The organism is Streptomyces sp. NPDC048461, assembly GCF_055587105.1.
Genome location: NZ_JBVJGW010000009.1, coordinates 1 through 15,884 on the forward strand (window position 1 = coordinate 1; position 15,884 = coordinate 15,884).

Consider the following 15,884-nt stretch of genomic DNA (forward strand, 5'->3'; position numbering starts at 1 on the left):
ACGGACGCTTCCTTTGTACTCACCCTCTCGGGCTTTCCTCCGGGCTTTCGTTCTGTTCTTGCGTTTCCGACTCTATCAGACTCTTTCGTGTCCGATTTCCTCGGCGCTTTCCAGGTATTCGCTTTCGCGCTTTCCTTTCCGGCGTTTCCGACTCTATCAGAACCTTTCGGGCCTGACTCCCGGTCAGCGGGCTTTGCCTTCGGGGCTGTTGGGCCCTTGCGGCGAGTGAGACAGTAGCGGATTCCTCGCCCCCGAACCTAATCGGCGGCCGCGCCCTCGGACGCGGATTCCTCATTCGCAAATACACATGAAAACGGGACGACAAAGTGAGTCGTACGTTCGAATGTGGAGGTGCGGGATGGCTGTCCGGGGACCGACCGGGGTCGGCGCTCACTTCGGACAACTCGAAGAACCTTACGGACCCGGTACAGGTGTGTCAACCCCCGGCTCGCCGACCGCGCGGAGTGCGCGAATCTCACCCCGGCCTCACCCCCCGCGGTCTACGGTGGAGCCATGACGACGCACGTGCTTCCGCTCGACCTGCGCTGGTGGGCCGCCTGACGGCGGCCGGACCCCAACGCGAGCACGCACGCGCTCACGGCCGCCGCTCCGGCGGCCGTTTTTCGTTTCTCCCCTCACCGGGAGTGGCTCGGTCCCCCGGCGCGGTGGCCCCGTACACACCACTCACGAGGGAGAACACGACATGACGAGGATCTTCAGCGGGGTCAAGCCGACCGGGCATCTGACGCTGGGGAACTACCTGGGCGCCGTACGGCAGTGGGTCGCCACGGACCAGGAACCGGACGAGGCGCTGTTCTGCGTCGTCGACCTGCACGCACTGACCGTCGAGCACGAGCCGGCCCGGGTGCGCCGGCTCAGTCGGCAGGCGGCGACGCTGCTGCTCGCCGCAGGGCTGGATCCGCGGCGGTGCACGCTCTTCGTACAGAGCCACGTCGACGAGCACACCCGGCTCGCGTACCTGTTGGAGTGCACCGCCACCGACGGGGAGCTGCGGCGGATGATCCAGTACAAGGAGAAGGCGGCGACGGCGCAGGCCGCCGGGGACGGGGTGCGGCTGTCCCTGCTCACCTATCCCGTGCTCATGGCCGCCGACATCCTGGCGTACGGGACGCAGGAGGTCCCGGTGGGTGAGGACCAGCGGCAGCACGTCGAGCTGACCCGGGACCTGGCCGTGCGGTTCAACCAGCGGTACGGGCACACCTTCACCGTTCCCCGGGCGACGCATCCGGCGGTGGCCGCGCGGGTCATGGACCTGCAGGAGCCGACGTCGAAGATGGGCAAGTCCCACGCGAGCGGGGCGGGCATCGTCTACCTGCTCGACGAGGCCGAGGTGGTGCGCAAGAAGGTGATGCGGGCCGTCACCGACTCCGGGGACGGCGGTGTCGTCTACGACCGGGAGGAGCGGCCCGGGGTCGCGAACCTGCTGGACGTCCTCGCCGCCTGCACCGGCGGCGACCCGGAGGTGCTGGCCGACGGGTACCAGGGGTACGGGGCCCTCAAGCGGGACGTCGCCGACGCGGTGGTCGAGCTGCTGCGGCCGGTGCGGGAGCGGCACGCGGAACTGGCCGCGGATCCGGCGGAGGTCGAGAAGGTGCTGCGGGCCGGGGCCGGACGGGCGCGCGAGCTGGCGCGGCCGGTGGTGGACCGGGCGTACCGGGCGATCGGACTGCTGGAGCCGTGACGGGTGGGGGCCCCGGGTGACCCGGGGCCCCCGTCGTCGCGGGTGTCTCAGCTGTTGCCGGAGGCCAGCTCGCGGCTGCGGTCGCGGGCGGCTTCCAGGGCGGCGATCAGGGCGGCGCGCACGCCGTGCTTCTCCAGCTCCACGATGGCGTTGATGGTGGTGCCGGCCGGGGAGGTGACGGCCTCGCGGAGCTTGACCGGGTGTTCGCCGCTGTCGCGGAGCATCACCGCGGCGCCGACGGCGGCCTGCACGATCAGGTCGTGGGCCTGGGCGCGGGGCAGGCCGAGGAGGATGCCGGCGTCGGTCATGGCCTCGACGAGGAAGTAGAAGTACGCGGGTCCCGAGCCGGAGAGGGCGGTGGCCGCGTCCTGCTGGGACTCGGGGACGCGCAGGGTCTTGCCGACGCCGCCGAAGATCTCCTCGGTGTGCAGGAGGTGCGCGGCGGTCGCGTGGCTGCCGGCCGAGATGACAGACATGGCCTCGTCGACGAGGGCGGGGGTGTTCGTCATGACGCGGACCACGGGGGTGCCGGGGCTGAGCCGTTCCTCGAAGAAGGAGGTCGGGATGCCCGCGGCGCCGCTGATGATCAGGCGGTCGGCGGGGACGTGCGGGGCGAGCTCGTCGAGGAGCCGGCCCATGTCCTGCGGCTTGACGGTGAGGATGAGGGTGTCGGCGCGCTTGGCGGCCTCGGCGTTGGAGACGGCCTCGACGCCGTAGCGGGAGCGCAGCTCCTCGGCGCGTTCCGGACGGCGGGCGGTGACGAGGAGCTTCGAGGCGGGCCGGCCGCCGCGGATCATCCCGCTGAGCAGGGCCTCGCCGATCTTGCCGGTACCGAGGACTGCGACTGTCTGGGTCATGCCCGATTCACCTCGCCGAACGGTTCTTGCGCGTGGGGTGCGTATGCGTCCCCATCCTTTCACCCGGTGAACGAACGGGGCGGGGCCGTCCGGCCTGTGGGCGTCAGGGGGTGCGGCGGCGGAGGGTGGCGGCGCCGAGGCCGAGGACGAGGACGGCGCAGGCGGCGACGATGACGGCGTCGCGGACGAAGGCGGCGGTCATGTCGGTGTGGGTGAGGACCTGGGTCATGCCGTCGACGGCGTAGGACATCGGCAGGACGTCGGAGAGGCCCGAGAGGACGGGCTGCATGGTGTCGCGGGGTGCGAAGAGGCCGCACAGGAGCAGCTGGGGGAAGATCACCGCCGGCATGAACTGGACGGCCTGGAACTCGGAGGCCGCGAAGGCGGAGACGAACAGGCCGAGCGCGGTGCCGAGGAGCGCGTCGAGGAGCGCCACGAGCAGGAGCAGCCAGGGGGAGCCGACGACGTCGAGGCCGAGCACCCAGAGCGCGAGGCCGGTGGCGAGGAGGGACTGGACGACGGCCACGGCGCCGAAGGCGAGGGCGTAGCCGGCGATGAGGTCGCCCTTGCCGAGCGGCATGGCGAGGAGGCGTTCCAGGGTGCCGGAGGTGCGCTCGCGGAGGGTGGCGATGGAGGTCACCAGGAACATGGTGATGAGGGGGAAGATCCCGAGGAGGGACGCTCCGATGCCGTCGAAGGTCTGCGCGTTCCCGTCGAAGACGAAGCGGAGCAGCGTCAGCATCAGTACGGGGACCAGCAGCATCAGGGCGATGGAGCGGGGGTCGTGGCGGAGCTGGCGCAGGACGCGGGCGGCCGTGGCGGCGGTGCGGGCGGGGCTGAGGGCGTTCATCGGGTCTGCTCCGCGGCGGTGAGGGTGGTGGTGGCGTTCGCGTCGGCCTTCGCGTTGGCGTTGGCGTTGGCGTCGGCGTTGGCGTCGTCCACGAGGCGGAGGAAGCCCTCTTCGACGGTGGCCGAGCCGGTGCGGGAGCGCAGGGCGTCGGGGGTGTCCCGGGCGAGGATCCGGCCCTCGCGCATGAGGAGGAGGGCGTGGCAGCGCTCGGCCTCGTCCATGACGTGGGAGGACACCAGGATCGTGGCGCCGCGGGTGGCGGCGAGGTCGTGGAAGAGGTTCCACAGGTCGCGGCGCAGGACGGGGTCGAGACCGACGGTCGGTTCGTCGAGGACGAGGAGCTCCGGGGCGCCGAGCAGGGCGACCGCGAGGGAGACGCGGCTGCGCTGGCCGCCGGAGAGGTTCCCGGCGAGGGCTCCGGCGCGGGAGGTGAGGTCGACGTCGGCGATGGCGCGGGCGACGGCCGCGGAGCGGCGGTCGGCGGCGGCCCGGCCGGGGTCGAGGACGGCGGCGAAGTAGTCGAGGTTCTGCCGGACGGTGAGGTCGTCGTAGACGGAGGGCGCCTGGGTGACGTAGCCGATGCGGGAGCGGAGCTCGGGATGGCCGGCGGGGCGGCCGAGGACGTCGAGGGTACCGGTGACGTGGGCCTGGGTGCCCACGACGGCCCGCATCAGGGTGGACTTCCCGCAGCCGGAGGGGCCGAGGAGGCCGGTGATGCGGCCGCGGGGGACGTCGAAGGCGATGGCGTCGAGGACGGTGCGGAGGGTACGGCCGGTGCCGCGGCGCACGGTGAGGTCGTGGGCGTGGACGGCGGCCGGGGTACGGGCCGGATCTCCCTCGGCCGGGTTATTCATCATGTGATGAATAATGCTCCCGCCGGTCCCGGTCGTCAATCGCCGGAACGGAATTCGCCCCCGCCGGGCCCCTCGGTGCGGGGGCGGGGCGGGGGCGCGTGCGGTTCGGGGGGCGGAGCGGGGCGGGGGTTACTTCTTGCGCTTGGGGCGGCGGGCCGCCGGGTTGCCCGTGCGGGAGCTGCGGCGGCGGGCGAATTCCGCCGTGGCGCGCTCGTACTCGGCGCGGCGCAGCTTCTCGCCCGGGGCCTCGGCGAAGCAGCGGAGGAAGTACGCGATGAGGGAGCCGATGAAGCCGATGGTCTTGAGGCCCTTGAGCGCGGTCTCGTCGGAGGACGGGGCGGCGCGGCGGCTGAAGGAGTCCCAGGTCTTGGCGAAGGCGATGGAGCTGGCGATCGCGAAGAGGACGACGACGGAGATGCTGAGGAAGGGGCCGACGTTGCCGATCTCCAGGCCCTCGTACGAGAGGCGCAGCAGGAGGGCCGCCGCGACGGCGGTGACCAGGGAGCCGACGGCGACGGCCGCGCGGCGCAGGGCGTAGCCGCCGTCGTGCTTCACCCAGGTGGTGCCGAAGAACGGGATCGGCTCCGGCTCGGGGCCCGTGGGCTCCGGCGCGGCCGGGGCCGGGGCCGCGGCCGGCTCGGCGGGGGTCTGGTCTCGCTGCTCGTCGCTCACATCGGCGATTATCCCCCGCCGGGCCGGACGGGCCCGGTGCGTCTCGCGTGGCGGAACGGCGGAACGGCCCGGTGGCGGAACGGTGCGACCGTCCCGGTGCCTCCGGGTTCCGGTGGATCGTGGCGGCCGGGGCCGTGGTGTCCGGTGCCGGTGCCTCGCGAGGCGGAGGGCCGGTGCCGGTGCCGGGCGGCGCGGGACCGGCACCGCCCGGAAGGGGACGGCCTAAGGGCTGTCCCGTCATCCCCGGTGGATCAGCGCGCGGCGTCAGATGCGGTACATCGCAAGGCGGAGGAGCGTCCGGATACTGGACGTATCCGGACGTTCCGACAACGCGGCGAGGTGCCGTAGCTGACGCCGCGCGCCCGCCGGGGATGACGGGACAGCCCTTAGGAGCAGCGGCCCGCCACGTAGCCGTCGCTGCCCGTCCGCACGTAGGCGTCCGAGACGAAGCGGCCGTTGCCGATGCAGTCCCAGATGTTCGTGGTGCCGTACGGGCCGCTGATGTTCGTTCCGGGGCACTGGCAGCGGATCGTGACGTACCCGCCGGCCGGCAGGACGTCGATGATCGAGTAGTTGGTGCCCGGGCCGCTGCGGACGTTGACCCGGCTGCCGGGCGCGAGCGGGTAGGTCGGAAGACCCGTGGACTCGGCGGCGGCGACCGTCTGGACTTGGCTTGAATCGTTCTCAACGGACATGTGGAAACTCCCCCCTTGGGTGTTGCTCTGCGCAACGCGCGCAGGGTACCAAGCCCTTGGGTGTGCGTATGGGCAATGGACTAGGCTCCGGCGGGGGTGGTGAGCGGTGCATTCGCTGCGCGCGGACTACGCGGGGTTTCCGGAGTACGCCGGGCAGTACCGGCTCCAATCCGTGCTCGGCTCCGGTGGCATGGGCGTCGTCCACCTCGCCGATTCCAGTTCCGGGCTGAAACTCGCCGTCAAGGTCGTGCACGCCCAGCACGCCGTGGATCCGGAGTTCCGGGCGCGGTTCCGGCAGGAGGTCGCGGCCGCGCGCAGGGTGAGCGGCGCCTTCACCGCGCCCGTCGTGGACGCCGACCCGGACGCCGAGCGGCCGTGGATGGCCACCCTCTTCATCGACGCGCCGACGCTGTCCGAGCGGGTGCGCGAACGGGTACTGGACCCCGCCGAGCTGGCCCGGCTCGCCGCCGGGCTGGCGGAGGCCCTGCGGGACATCCACCGGGCGGGGGTCGTGCACCGGGACCTGAAGCCCAGCAACGTGCTGATGGCCCCGGACGGGGTGCGGGTCATCGACTTCGGCATCTCGCGCCCGGCCGACAGCGACCTGCGGACCGAGACGGGCAAGCTGATCGGCACGCCCCCGTTCATGGCGCCGGAGCAGTTCCAGCGGCCCCGAGAGGTGGGGACCGCGGCGGACGTGTTCGCGCTGGGGGCCGTGCTGGTGCACGCCGCGACCGGGCGGGGGCCCTTCGACTCCGACAGCCACTACCTGGTGGCGTACCAGGTCGTGCACAGCGAGCCCGACCTGACGGGGCTGCCGGCGCGGCTCGCCCCGATCGTGGCGCGCTGCCTGGCGAAGGACCCCGCGCAGCGCCCGACGGCGGACGCGCTGATCTCGGAGATGCGCGCCGCCGCCTATCCGACCGCCGAGGACACGCAGGCCTTCATCCCCCAGCCGCGCCGCCCGGCGGTGGGGCGGGCCGGGTCCCGCGACGAGGTCACGCACCGGCGGGAGCCGCCCGCTGCGCCCGCCGCCCCGGCCGGGCGGCGGCGGCGCGGGCCGGCGCTGTGGGCCGCCGCGCTCGGGGTGCTGCTCGCGGCGGGTTCGGTCGCCGGGTACGCGTGGTCCGGCACCGGCGGGGACGCCGCCGCGCGGTCCGGGACCTCCGCGTCCGGGACGCCGGCGCCGGGGACGGCGGGCGCCGCGGGCAAACCGTTCGCGCCGTGGGCGGTGTCCCTGGGCGGGCACGCCGCGTCGTGCTCGGCGGGGGCCGCCGGAGCCGGCCTCTACTGCTCGGGGCGCGGGCTGGCCGCGGCGCGGCTCGACCCCGCCGACGGCTCGGTGCTGTGGTCGGTCCGTACGGGCGCACCCGCCCCCGGGGCGGTCACCGACAGCACGCCGCTGCACGCGGACGGCGTGGTCCTCGCGGTGGCGCCCGGCAGCGAGTTGTTGCAGGCGCTGGACCCGGCGACGGGCGCGGAGCGCTGGCGGCGCGCGCTGCCGGGCGGGGTGCGGGTCGTGCCGGCCGGGCCGTACGTGCTCGTGGTGGCCCCCGACGGCAAGGTCACCGCCCTGGACGCGGCGGGCGGCGCCGAGCGCTGGACGAAGCGGATCGGCGGCGCCGGATCCGTGTGGTGGGGCGGGCCCGCCGGTGCGGGCCCGCCCGTGCTCTACGCGGCGACGCCCGACGCGGGCGGCGGCTCGACGCAGCTCGCGGAGGTGGACCCGGCGACCGGCGCCGTGCGCTGGCAGACGCGGACCGCCGGCCGGCTGCGGCCGGTCGGGGTCGCGGGCGGCTCGGTGTACCTGCTGGACAACGACGCGGGCGCCCGGACGGGAGGCGTCGTACGGGTGGACGCGGCGACCCGCGCGGTCCACCGGGTCCGGCTGACGGCCCCGCTGTACGAGGCGGAGGCTTCGGTCGGCGCCGACGGGACGGTGTACGCCGTCGAGGGCCGGGGCGGGCTCGTCGCGGTCGGACCGGACAAGGAGCGCTGGCGGCTGGAGACCGGCGCGGGGGCCGCGTCCCGGCCGGTCGCCGCCGACGGGCGGGTGTACCTGACGGCGCAGGACGGGCGGCTGCTGACCGTCGACGCGGCAGCCGGGCGGTTCGCGGGACAGACGCAGCCCCGGATGGGGGCGGGCCAGGCCACGTTCAGCGCGACCCTGCCCGCGCCGGTGGTCGCCGACGGGCGGGTCTACGCGTCCGCGCCGGACGGGTCGGTGTTCGCGGTGCCGGCGCGGGACCCGTCCGGTACGGGCTGACCGTCCGGTTCGGGAACGCGCGGCGGCCGGACCCGGTGCGTACGTGACGGGACCCCGCCGGGCGGTGCGCCCGACGGGGTCCCGTCACGGAAGCGGCGGGGACTCAGCCCAGCAGGGACACGTCGCGGACCGCGCCCTTGTCGGCGCTGGTGGCCATGGCGGCGTACGCGCGCAGGGCCGCCGAGACCTTGCGCTCGCGGTTCTTCGGGGCGTACACCCCGCCGAGGGCCTCGTGGCGGGCCGCCAGGGTGGCCTCGTCGACGAGCAGCTCGATGGAGCGGTTCGGGATGTCGATCCGGATGCGGTCGCCGTCCTCGACCACCGCGATGGTGCCGCCCGAGGCCGCCTCCGGGGAGGCGTGGCCGATGGACAGGCCGGAGGTGCCGCCGGAGAAGCGGCCGTCCGTCACCAGCGCGCAGACCTTGCCGAGGCCGCGGCCCTTGAGGAAGGACGTCGGGTAGAGCATCTCCTGCATGCCGGGGCCGCCGCGCGGGCCCTCGTAGCGGATGACGACGACGTCGCCCGCCTTGATCTCCTTGCGGAGGATCTTGTCGACGGCCTCGTCCTGCGACTCGCAGACGACGGCCGGGCCCTCGAACGTCCAGATCGACTCGTCGACACCGGCCGTCTTCACGACGCAGCCGTCGACGGCGATGTTGCCGCGCAGGACGGCGAGGCCGCCGTCCTTGGAGTACGCGTGCTGCACCGAGCGGATGCAGCCGCCCTCGGCGTCGAGGTCCAGGGTGTCCCAGCGCTCGGACTGGGAGAAGGCGCTGGCCGACCGCTGGCAGCCGGGGGCCGCGTGCCACAGCTCCATCGCCGTGTCGGAGGCGGTGCCGGAGCGGGCGTCCCACTCGGCGAGCCAGTCCTCCAGGCCCTCGGAGTGGACGCTGGTGACGTTCTTGTTGAGGAGCCCGCCGCGGTGCAGCTCGCCGAGGATGGCGGGGATGCCGCCGGCGCGGTGGATGTCCTCCATGTAGTACGTGCCGCCGGGCGCCACGTTGGGCGCGACCTTGGAGAGGCACGGGACGCGGCGCGAGACCTCGTCGATGTCCGTGAGGTCGTACTCCAGGCCCGCCTCCTGGGCGGCGGCCAGCAGGTGCAGGATCGTGTTGGTCGAGCCGCCCATGGCGATGTCGAGGGCCATGGCGTTCTCGAACGCCTCGCGGGTGGCGATGCTGCGGGGCAGGACCGAGTGGTCGTCCTGCTCGTAGTGGCGCTTGGTGATCTCCACGACCGTGCGGCCGGCGTCCTCGTACAGGGCGCGGCGGGCGGTGTGGGTGGCGAGGACCGAGCCGTTGCCGGGGAGGGCGAGGCCGATGGCCTCGGCGAGGCAGTTCATCGAGTTGGCGGTGAACATGCCCGAACACGAGCCGCACGTGGGGCAGGCGTTCTCCTCGATCCGCAGCACGTCCTCGTCCGAGACGTTCTCGTTGGAGGCGTCGACCATGGCGTCGATCAGGTCGAGCTTGCGGACGGTGCCGTCGACGAGGGTGGCCTGGCCGGCCTCCATCGGGCCGCCGGAGACGAACACGACCGGGATGTTGAGGCGCATGGCGGCCATCAGCATGCCGGGGGTGATCTTGTCGCAGTTGGAGATGCAGATCAGGGCGTCGGCGCAGTGCGCCTCGACCATGTACTCCACGCTGTCCGCGATCAGGTCGCGCGAGGGCAGCGAGTAGAGCATGCCGCCGTGGCCCATGGCGATGCCGTCGTCGACCGCGATGGTGTTGAACTCGCGGGGGATCGCGCCGGCCTCGCGGATGGCGTCGGAGACGATCCGGCCGACCGGAGCCAGGTGCGTGTGGCCGGGGACGAACTCGGTGAACGAGTTGGCGACCGCGATGATCGGCTTCCCGATGTCCGCGCTCGCTACGCCCGAGGCGCGCATCAGGGCACGTGCGCCCGCCATGTTGCGGCCGTGGGTGACGGTGCGGGACCTCAGCTCGGGCATCGGGTTCACTCCCCATGGGGTGCGGCCGGCCGTACGGACTCGGCCGCGACTGTAGATATGAAGCAGTTACGAGGCTACGCCCCTCGCCCGCGATGCGGACACCCTGTCCGGATGCCGGGACGGGAGGCTCATTCTTCGGTCAGGTAGCGCTGCAGCGTGGGCGCCACCAGTCTGATGATGTCCTCGGGGTCCGCCGACGCGAGGGGCTCGACCTGGAGCACGTAGCGCAGGATCGCGATGCCGACCATGTGGGAGGCGGCGAGCTCCGCGCGGAACGTCGGGTCGGGCACGTCGAGGTCGGCGGCGATCCGCTCCAGGAGGCGGCGCAGGACGAGCCGGCGCAGCACGGCGGCCGCCGCCTCGTGGGTGAGGGCCGAGCGGATCACCGCGAGGAGCGGGGCGCGGGTGGCCGGGTTCTCCCAGACGCCGAGGAAGAAGCGCGCGAGCCGCTCGCCGATGCCGTCGGGGCCCGCGCCGAGGATCGCCGGGATCACCAGCGCCGGCTCCATGCTGACCTCGATGGCGGCGGCGAACAGGTCGTCCTTGCTGCCGAAGTAGTGGTGGACCAGGGCCGGGTCGACCCCGGCGGCCTTGGCGACGCCGCGTACGGAGGTCTTGTCGTAGCCGCGCGCGGCGAACTCGGAGCGGGCGGCGAGCCGGATGCGCTCCTGGGTGCCGGGGCCCTCGTCGGCCTCGTCCTGGCGGGGCCGGCCGGGGCCGCGGCGGCGGCGCGGGGCGGACGGGGCGGGCTCGGTCGGCCGGTCCCGGGGCTCGGACGGCTCCGGCGACCCGGGCGACCGCGCCGGTTCCGCCGGCTCCCGCGGTTCCGTCACGTGCGCCGGGCCCGGGGCCGGGGCCGGGGCCGGGGCTGCGGCCGGACGGCGGGGACGTCGTCGGGCGCGGTCGCGAGGTGCAGCCGGGTGAAGGCCAGCGCCTCGGCGAGGTCGGCCTCGCGCTCGGCGGAGGACATCGCGCGCCGGGTGTTGACCTCGATGACGACGTGGCCGTCGAAGGACGTACGGGCCAGGCCCTCCAGCAGCTCGGCGCAGGGCTGCGTGCCGCGTCCGGGGACGAGGTGCTCGTCCTTCGCGGAGCCGTTCCCGTCGGCGAGGTGGATGTGCGCGAGCCGGTCGCCCATGCGGTCGATCATCGCGGTGGCGTCGGTGCGGGCGGTCGCGGTGTGCGAGAGGTCGACGGTGAAGTGCCGGTAGTCGTCCTTGGTGACGTCCCACTCCGGCGCGTACGCGAGCATCTCGCGGTCGCGGTAGCGCCAGGGGTACATGTTCTCGACGGCGAAGCGGACGTCGGTCTCGTCGGCCATCCGCCAGATGCCGGAGACGAAGTCCCGGGAGTACTGGCGCTGCCAGCGGAACGGCGGGTGCACGACGACGGTGGAGGCGCCGAGCCGTTCGGCCGCCGCCTGGGCGCGCCGGAGCTTGGTCCACGGATCGGTGGACCAGACGCGCTGGGTGATCAGCAGGCAGGGCGCGTGGACGGCGAGGATCGGCACCTGGTGGTGGTCGGAGAGGCGGCGCAGCGCGTCGACGTCCTGGCTCACGGGGTCCGTCCAGACCATCACCTCGACGCCGTCGTACCCGAGGCGCGCGGCGATCTCGAAGGCGGTCGCCGTGGACTCCGGATAGACGGAGGCCGTGGAAAGCGCGACTTTCGCGGTCGGGACACGGACTGGTTCTGCCACGGACACAGGGTACGGGCCCGGCACGGCGCCCGGTCCGGACGGGGCGAGGGGGCGCCCGGGCGGGGCGCCCCGGCCCGGCGCGCGCCCGGCGCGGCCCCGGCCGCGCGCCGGCCGGGCCGAGCTGCGGATACGCGGGCGCCGGGGGTCCGGCAGCCGGCTCTCCGCGGTCCGTCACCGGGGGCGCGGCACGGTGCGGGATGTCACGAGGGTCACCCGGCGGCCCGGCAGGGCGAAGGCCGCCGAGACCGGTCCCGACCCGCCGGGCCGCAGCCGCTACGCCGTCCCGGGACCGCCCCGGGGGCCTTCGGGCTCCCCCACCGTCGGCAGGTGGTCCAGCCTGCGGAGGATGACGCCCTCGCGCAGGGCCCAGGGACAGATCTCCAGCTCCTCCACCCCGAAGAGGTCCATCGCGCCCTCGGCGACGAGCGCGCCCGCCAGGATCTGGTTCGCGCGCCCCTCCGAGACCCCCGGGAGGGCCGCCCGCTGGGCCGTGGTCATCGCGGCCAGACGCGGGACCCACTCCTCCAGGGACTTGCGGGTCAGGTCCCGCTGCACGTAGAGGCCGTCCGCCGAGCGGGCCGCGCCCGCGATGCGGGCCAGCTGCTTGAAGGTCTTCGAGGTGGCCACCACGTGGTCCGGGGCCCCGAAACGGCTGAACTCCCCTACGGACCGGGCGATCTGGGCCCGTACGTGGCGCCGCAGCGCCCGGACGTCGGCCGCGTCCACCGGATCCCCCGGCAGCCAGCCCGCCGTGAGCCGGCCGGCGCCGAGCGGGAGGGAGACGGCGCGGTCCGGCTCCTCGTCCATCCCGTAGGCGATCTCCAGCGAACCGCCGCCGATGTCGAGGACGAGCAGCTTTCCGGCGGACCAGCCGAACCAGCGGCGCGCCGCGAGGAACGTCAGGCGGGCCTCGTCGTCACCGCTGAGGACGGGCAGGTCGATGCCCGTCTCCAGCTTCACGCGCGCCAGCACCTCGTCCGCGTTCGTGGCCTCCCGGACGGCGCTGGTCGCGAAGGGGACGAGGTCCTCGCAGCCCTTGTCCTCGGCGGCCTGCACGGCTTCGCCGATCACCGACACCAGCAGCTCGACGCCCTCGGGCGTGACGGCGCCGCGCTCGTCGAGCAGCTCCGCCAGGCGCAGGTCCACCTTGTGCGAGTGCGCGGGCTGGGGGCGCGCACCGGGGTGCGCGTCCACCACCAGCAGATGGATCGTGTTCGAACCCACGTCAAGGACACCGAGTCTCATAGGGGGAAACGCTACTGCGGTGAAGGCGGAGGGGTTGCGTAAGGGGCGCTTAGGCTTGGGTTTGTGCCAAATACGAAGAAGGCCAACACGACCCGGTCGAAGAAGGACGCGGGCAAGGCCAAGGGCAAGCGCAAGCCCGCGGTACCCGACGAGAAGGGGCTCGACTTCCCCCGGGCCTGGGTGGAGTTCCCCGATCCCGCGGACGACGAACAGGTCTTCCGCTGCGACCTGACGTGGCTGACCTCCCGCTGGACCTGCATCTTCGGCAGCGGCTGCCAGGGCATCCAGGCGGGCCGGGCGGACGACGGGTGCTGCACGCTCGGCGCGCACTTCTCCGACGAGGACGACGAGAAGCGCGTCGCGGAGAACGTGGCCCGGCTGACGCCCGAGCTGTGGCAGTTCCACGACGTGGGCAGCGAGACCGGCTGGACCCAGCTCGACGACGACGGGGAGAAGCAGACCCGGCGCTGGGAGGGCTCGTGCATCTTCCAGAACCGGCCCGGCTTCGCCGCCGGAGCGGGGTGCTCGCTGCACATCCTGGCGCTGCGCGAGGGTCGCGAGCCGCTGGAGACGAAGCCCGACGTCTGCTGGCAGCTGCCCGTCCGCCGGACGTACGACTGGATCGACCGGCCCGACGACACCCGTGTCCTCCAGGTGTCGATCGGCGAGTACGACCGCCGCGGCTGGGGTCCGGGCGGCCACGACCTGCACTGGTGGTGCACGTCGGCGACCTCCGCGCACGGCGCCGGGGACCCGGTGTACGTCACGTACCGGCCCGAGCTGACGGAGCTGATGGGCAAGGAGGGGTACGAGGAGCTCGTCCGGCTGTGCGAGGCGCGGCTCGCCTCGCTGCTGCCGATGGCCCCGCACCCGGCGGACCCGGTCGCGCCCTGAGGTGGCGCGGCCCCGCCCCCCGGCCGGGGCCGGCCCCCCGGGACCGCTCTCAGGAGCCCGGGGCCGGCGGGTCGGAGGCCGGCGGGGTCGGGGAAACCGTTCCTCCCGTCCCGTCCGTCGGCTCCGCCGACGGCGCGGGGGTCGGTGACGGCGGGATCGTCGGCTCGGTCGGCGTGGGGGTCGGGGCCGCAGTGGCGGGCGGCGGGGTCGGCTCCGCCGACGGGGGCTGGGGGCTCGCGGGGGGCTGCTGCGTCGCGGCGGGCGGCGGCGGCGCCGGGCGCCCGCGGCCCTGGATGGCGACCACGGCGCCGCCCGGGTCGACCCCGACGCGGGCCGTCCAGGCACCGACGGGCTGGGCCCCGGTGTCCACGGTGATCCGCAGGGTGACGGACTCTCCGGGGGCCAGCGTGCCCGCGGTCCGGCTCGCGCGCAGCCACGGGCCGTCGGACCACAGCTGCCAGTCCACCGGCCCGCCGCCGGAGGCGGTGAGGGTGAGCAGCGTGGTGGCGCCGTGGGAGGAGGCGGCGACGGTGAGGCGGCCGGGGGCGTCGGGGCGGCCCGCGTCGGCGGGGACCGGCGGGCCGGTGCTGATCACCTCGACGAACACGTCGGGTTCGGCGCTGCCCGGGGCGAAGCCGGGGCCGCCGGTGGTCCGGGCGGCGTTGCCGGCGTTCTCGTACGCGGCCAGCGGTCGGCCCCCGGCGTGCGGCGGGATCTCGGACTCGCCGGCGGAGATGCGGATGCCGTCGCCGCCGACGGGCTCGCCGGTGGCGGGAGCGCCCCGGTACGCCGCCCACAGGGCCAGGACCGGAGCCGCGACGACGGTGGCGACCACGGTGGTGGTCACCGCCCGGGCGCGCAGCCGGTCGCGCCGGGCGGCGCGGTCCTTGGGGTCCATCGGGAACCCGGTGCGGTCGAAGCGCGGGCCGGGTCCGCCGCCCCGGCGCCGGCCGGAGCGGAGCATCGCGGCGTGCACGGCGGTGCGCGGGGCGGGGACCAGCGGGAGCGCGGCCGTGTCGATGCCGGAGCCGGGCCAGGGGGAGCCGGCCCCGACCCGTTCGGCGACGCGGCGGCAGCGCGGGCAGTCGTCGACGTGCCGGACGAGCTCGGCGCGCAGGCTGGTGGAGAGCAGCACCTGGCCGTCCCCGGTGAGCCGGGACACGCTGGGGCAGCCGCCGGTCTCCACGACGGCGAGGGCGGCGCGGGTGCGCTCGACCTCGCAGGCGGCCCCGGACAGCAGTTCCCGGGCGGCGGCCTGCGGCGTGCCGAGGACGGCGGCGAGTTCGGCGACGCCGAGGCGGTGGCGCACGGCGAGTTCGAGGGCCTCGCGCTGCTCGGGGGTGGTGCCCGCGGCCTCGGGCCAGGCGAGCCGGGCCAGCTCCGTACGGCGGTACGCGCTCACGTCGAGGGGGCGCCGGCCCGCGGGGACGGCTTCGCCGCCGCCCGGGCCGGGGGCCGTGTCCCCGGTGCTCCCGGTGCCCGCAGCACGTACAGTGCCCGCCGCACCGCCCGGCGCGTGAGTGCCGTCGGCGTGCTCCGGCGTGCGCCGGGCGGAATGCGCTCCCTGCCGGTCGCGCCGCTTCTCGGCGAGCCGGCGCAGGCAGCCCCAGCGGGCGAGGGCGTACAGCCAGGCCCGCCGGTCCCCCTCGTCGGGACACCGGCCGGGATGCCGCTCGGCCGCGGCGAGGGCGTCGCCCAGCACCTCGGTGGCGGTGTCGTGGTCGCACAGCACCGACAGGCAATAGGTGAACAGCCCGTCCAGGTAGGGCTCGTGGCGGAAGCGCGGCGGCTCGGGCGGCTGCTCCGCCGCCGGCCTCCGGGAGCCGCCGGCGCCGGCCCGGCCACCGGATCCGCGGGTCCCCCCGGGTTCCCCGATCCCCGTGGAACCCTCCGTGGAACCCTCCTCCAAACCCTCTGAGGGCGTGCGCCCGTGCGCCGGGTGTGCGCCGGTGCGCGATGAGGGGTGTGCCTGGTTGCTGCTGTTCACCTCGCGACCGTAGGCGGCGCGCCGGTGAAGGCCCGGAAGCCTTCAGCAGTTTTAGTCCTTACGGGTGAACAGATCGGCGACGCGCTGACAGGCCCCTTGACGCGGTCGCCGGCACGGCCTTCGACGCGGCCGCCGGCACGGGCCCGACCCGGTGGCCCCGGCACACCTCCCGCCGGAAGCAGGCCCGCGCCACCGGCCCCGGCCGGCGT

Annotated in this window: 13 protein-coding genes; 3 read left to right on the top strand and 10 right to left on the bottom strand. The window is 74.6% G+C overall.

Going from position 1 to position 15,884, the window contains the following annotated elements; genetic code table 11:
- Positions 1-703 precede the first annotated feature (703 nt).
- Entirely contained in the window at positions 704-1,702 is a 999-nt protein-coding gene (gene trpS, locus ACZ6S8_RS17195) for a tryptophan--tRNA ligase (RefSeq protein ID WP_469456531.1), read from the top strand.
- Positions 1,703-1,749: 47 nt separating this feature from the next.
- On the opposite strand, the gene proC is transcribed toward trpS, so the two are convergent.
- The 5 genes from proC to ACZ6S8_RS17220 all read right to left on the bottom strand — a co-directional run bounded on the left by proC (position 1,750) and on the right by ACZ6S8_RS17220 (position 5,630).
- Positions 1,750-2,559 (bottom strand): pyrroline-5-carboxylate reductase, encoded by an 810-nt coding sequence (proC, locus tag ACZ6S8_RS17200; protein WP_351284057.1) that lies wholly within the window; start codon positions 2,557-2,559, stop codon positions 1,750-1,752.
- Between the two features lie 103 nt (positions 2,560-2,662).
- Positions 2,663-3,409, bottom strand: coding sequence for an ABC transporter permease (locus ACZ6S8_RS17205; protein WP_469456533.1), 747 nt, complete (start codon positions 3,407-3,409; stop codon positions 2,663-2,665).
- A complete protein-coding gene (locus ACZ6S8_RS17210; RefSeq protein ID WP_469456535.1) occupies positions 3,406-4,266 on the bottom strand; it encodes an ABC transporter ATP-binding protein in 861 nt (286 codons plus the stop codon). Before ACZ6S8_RS17210 ends, ACZ6S8_RS17205 begins: the two co-directional genes overlap by 4 nt.
- A gap of 126 nt (positions 4,267-4,392) precedes the next feature.
- Entirely contained in the window at positions 4,393-4,935 is a 543-nt protein-coding gene (locus ACZ6S8_RS17215) for a hypothetical protein (RefSeq protein ID WP_469456537.1), read from the bottom strand.
- 386 nt (positions 4,936-5,321) lie between these two features.
- Entirely contained in the window at positions 5,322-5,630 is a 309-nt protein-coding gene (locus ACZ6S8_RS17220; RefSeq protein ID WP_469456539.1) for an SH3 domain-containing protein, read from the bottom strand.
- 106 nt (positions 5,631-5,736) lie between these two features.
- On the opposite strand from ACZ6S8_RS17220, the gene ACZ6S8_RS17225 reads away from it, so the two are divergent.
- Complete coding sequence (locus tag ACZ6S8_RS17225; protein WP_469456541.1) at positions 5,737-7,896, top strand: protein kinase domain-containing protein; 2,160 nt, start codon at positions 5,737-5,739, stop codon at positions 7,894-7,896.
- 103 nt (positions 7,897-7,999) lie between these two features.
- On the opposite strand, the gene ilvD is transcribed toward ACZ6S8_RS17225, so the two are convergent.
- The 4 genes from ilvD to ACZ6S8_RS17245 all read right to left on the bottom strand — a co-directional run bounded on the left by ilvD (position 8,000) and on the right by ACZ6S8_RS17245 (position 12,794).
- Entirely contained in the window at positions 8,000-9,850 is a 1,851-nt protein-coding gene (gene ilvD / locus ACZ6S8_RS17230) for a dihydroxy-acid dehydratase (protein WP_469456542.1), read from the bottom strand.
- Between the two features lie 128 nt (positions 9,851-9,978).
- The gene (locus ACZ6S8_RS17235; RefSeq protein WP_469456545.1) at positions 9,979-10,683 is read right to left on the bottom strand and encodes a TetR/AcrR family transcriptional regulator; all 705 of its coding nucleotides are present in this window, start codon (positions 10,681-10,683) and stop codon (positions 9,979-9,981) included.
- The gene (locus tag ACZ6S8_RS17240) at positions 10,680-11,549 is read right to left on the bottom strand and encodes a sugar phosphate isomerase/epimerase family protein (protein ID WP_469456547.1); all 870 of its coding nucleotides are present in this window, start codon (positions 11,547-11,549) and stop codon (positions 10,680-10,682) included. The genes ACZ6S8_RS17235 and ACZ6S8_RS17240 overlap by 4 nt, the downstream gene beginning before the upstream one ends.
- Positions 11,550-11,822: 273 nt before the next feature.
- Positions 11,823-12,794 (bottom strand): Ppx/GppA family phosphatase, encoded by a 972-nt coding sequence (locus ACZ6S8_RS17245; RefSeq protein WP_469456549.1) that lies wholly within the window; start codon positions 12,792-12,794, stop codon positions 11,823-11,825.
- 63 nt (positions 12,795-12,857) lie between these two features.
- Between ACZ6S8_RS17245 and ACZ6S8_RS17250 the strand changes: the two genes are divergently transcribed.
- Complete coding sequence (locus ACZ6S8_RS17250) at positions 12,858-13,688, top strand: DUF3109 family protein (RefSeq protein ID WP_383929663.1); 831 nt, start codon at positions 12,858-12,860, stop codon at positions 13,686-13,688.
- Between the two features lie 49 nt (positions 13,689-13,737).
- On the opposite strand, the gene ACZ6S8_RS17255 is transcribed toward ACZ6S8_RS17250, so the two are convergent.
- Positions 13,738-15,675: a BACON domain-containing protein gene (locus ACZ6S8_RS17255; RefSeq protein ID WP_469456551.1), complete on the bottom strand. Its 1,938-nt coding sequence runs from the start codon at positions 15,673-15,675 to the stop codon at positions 13,738-13,740.
- Positions 15,676-15,884 lie beyond the last annotated feature (209 nt).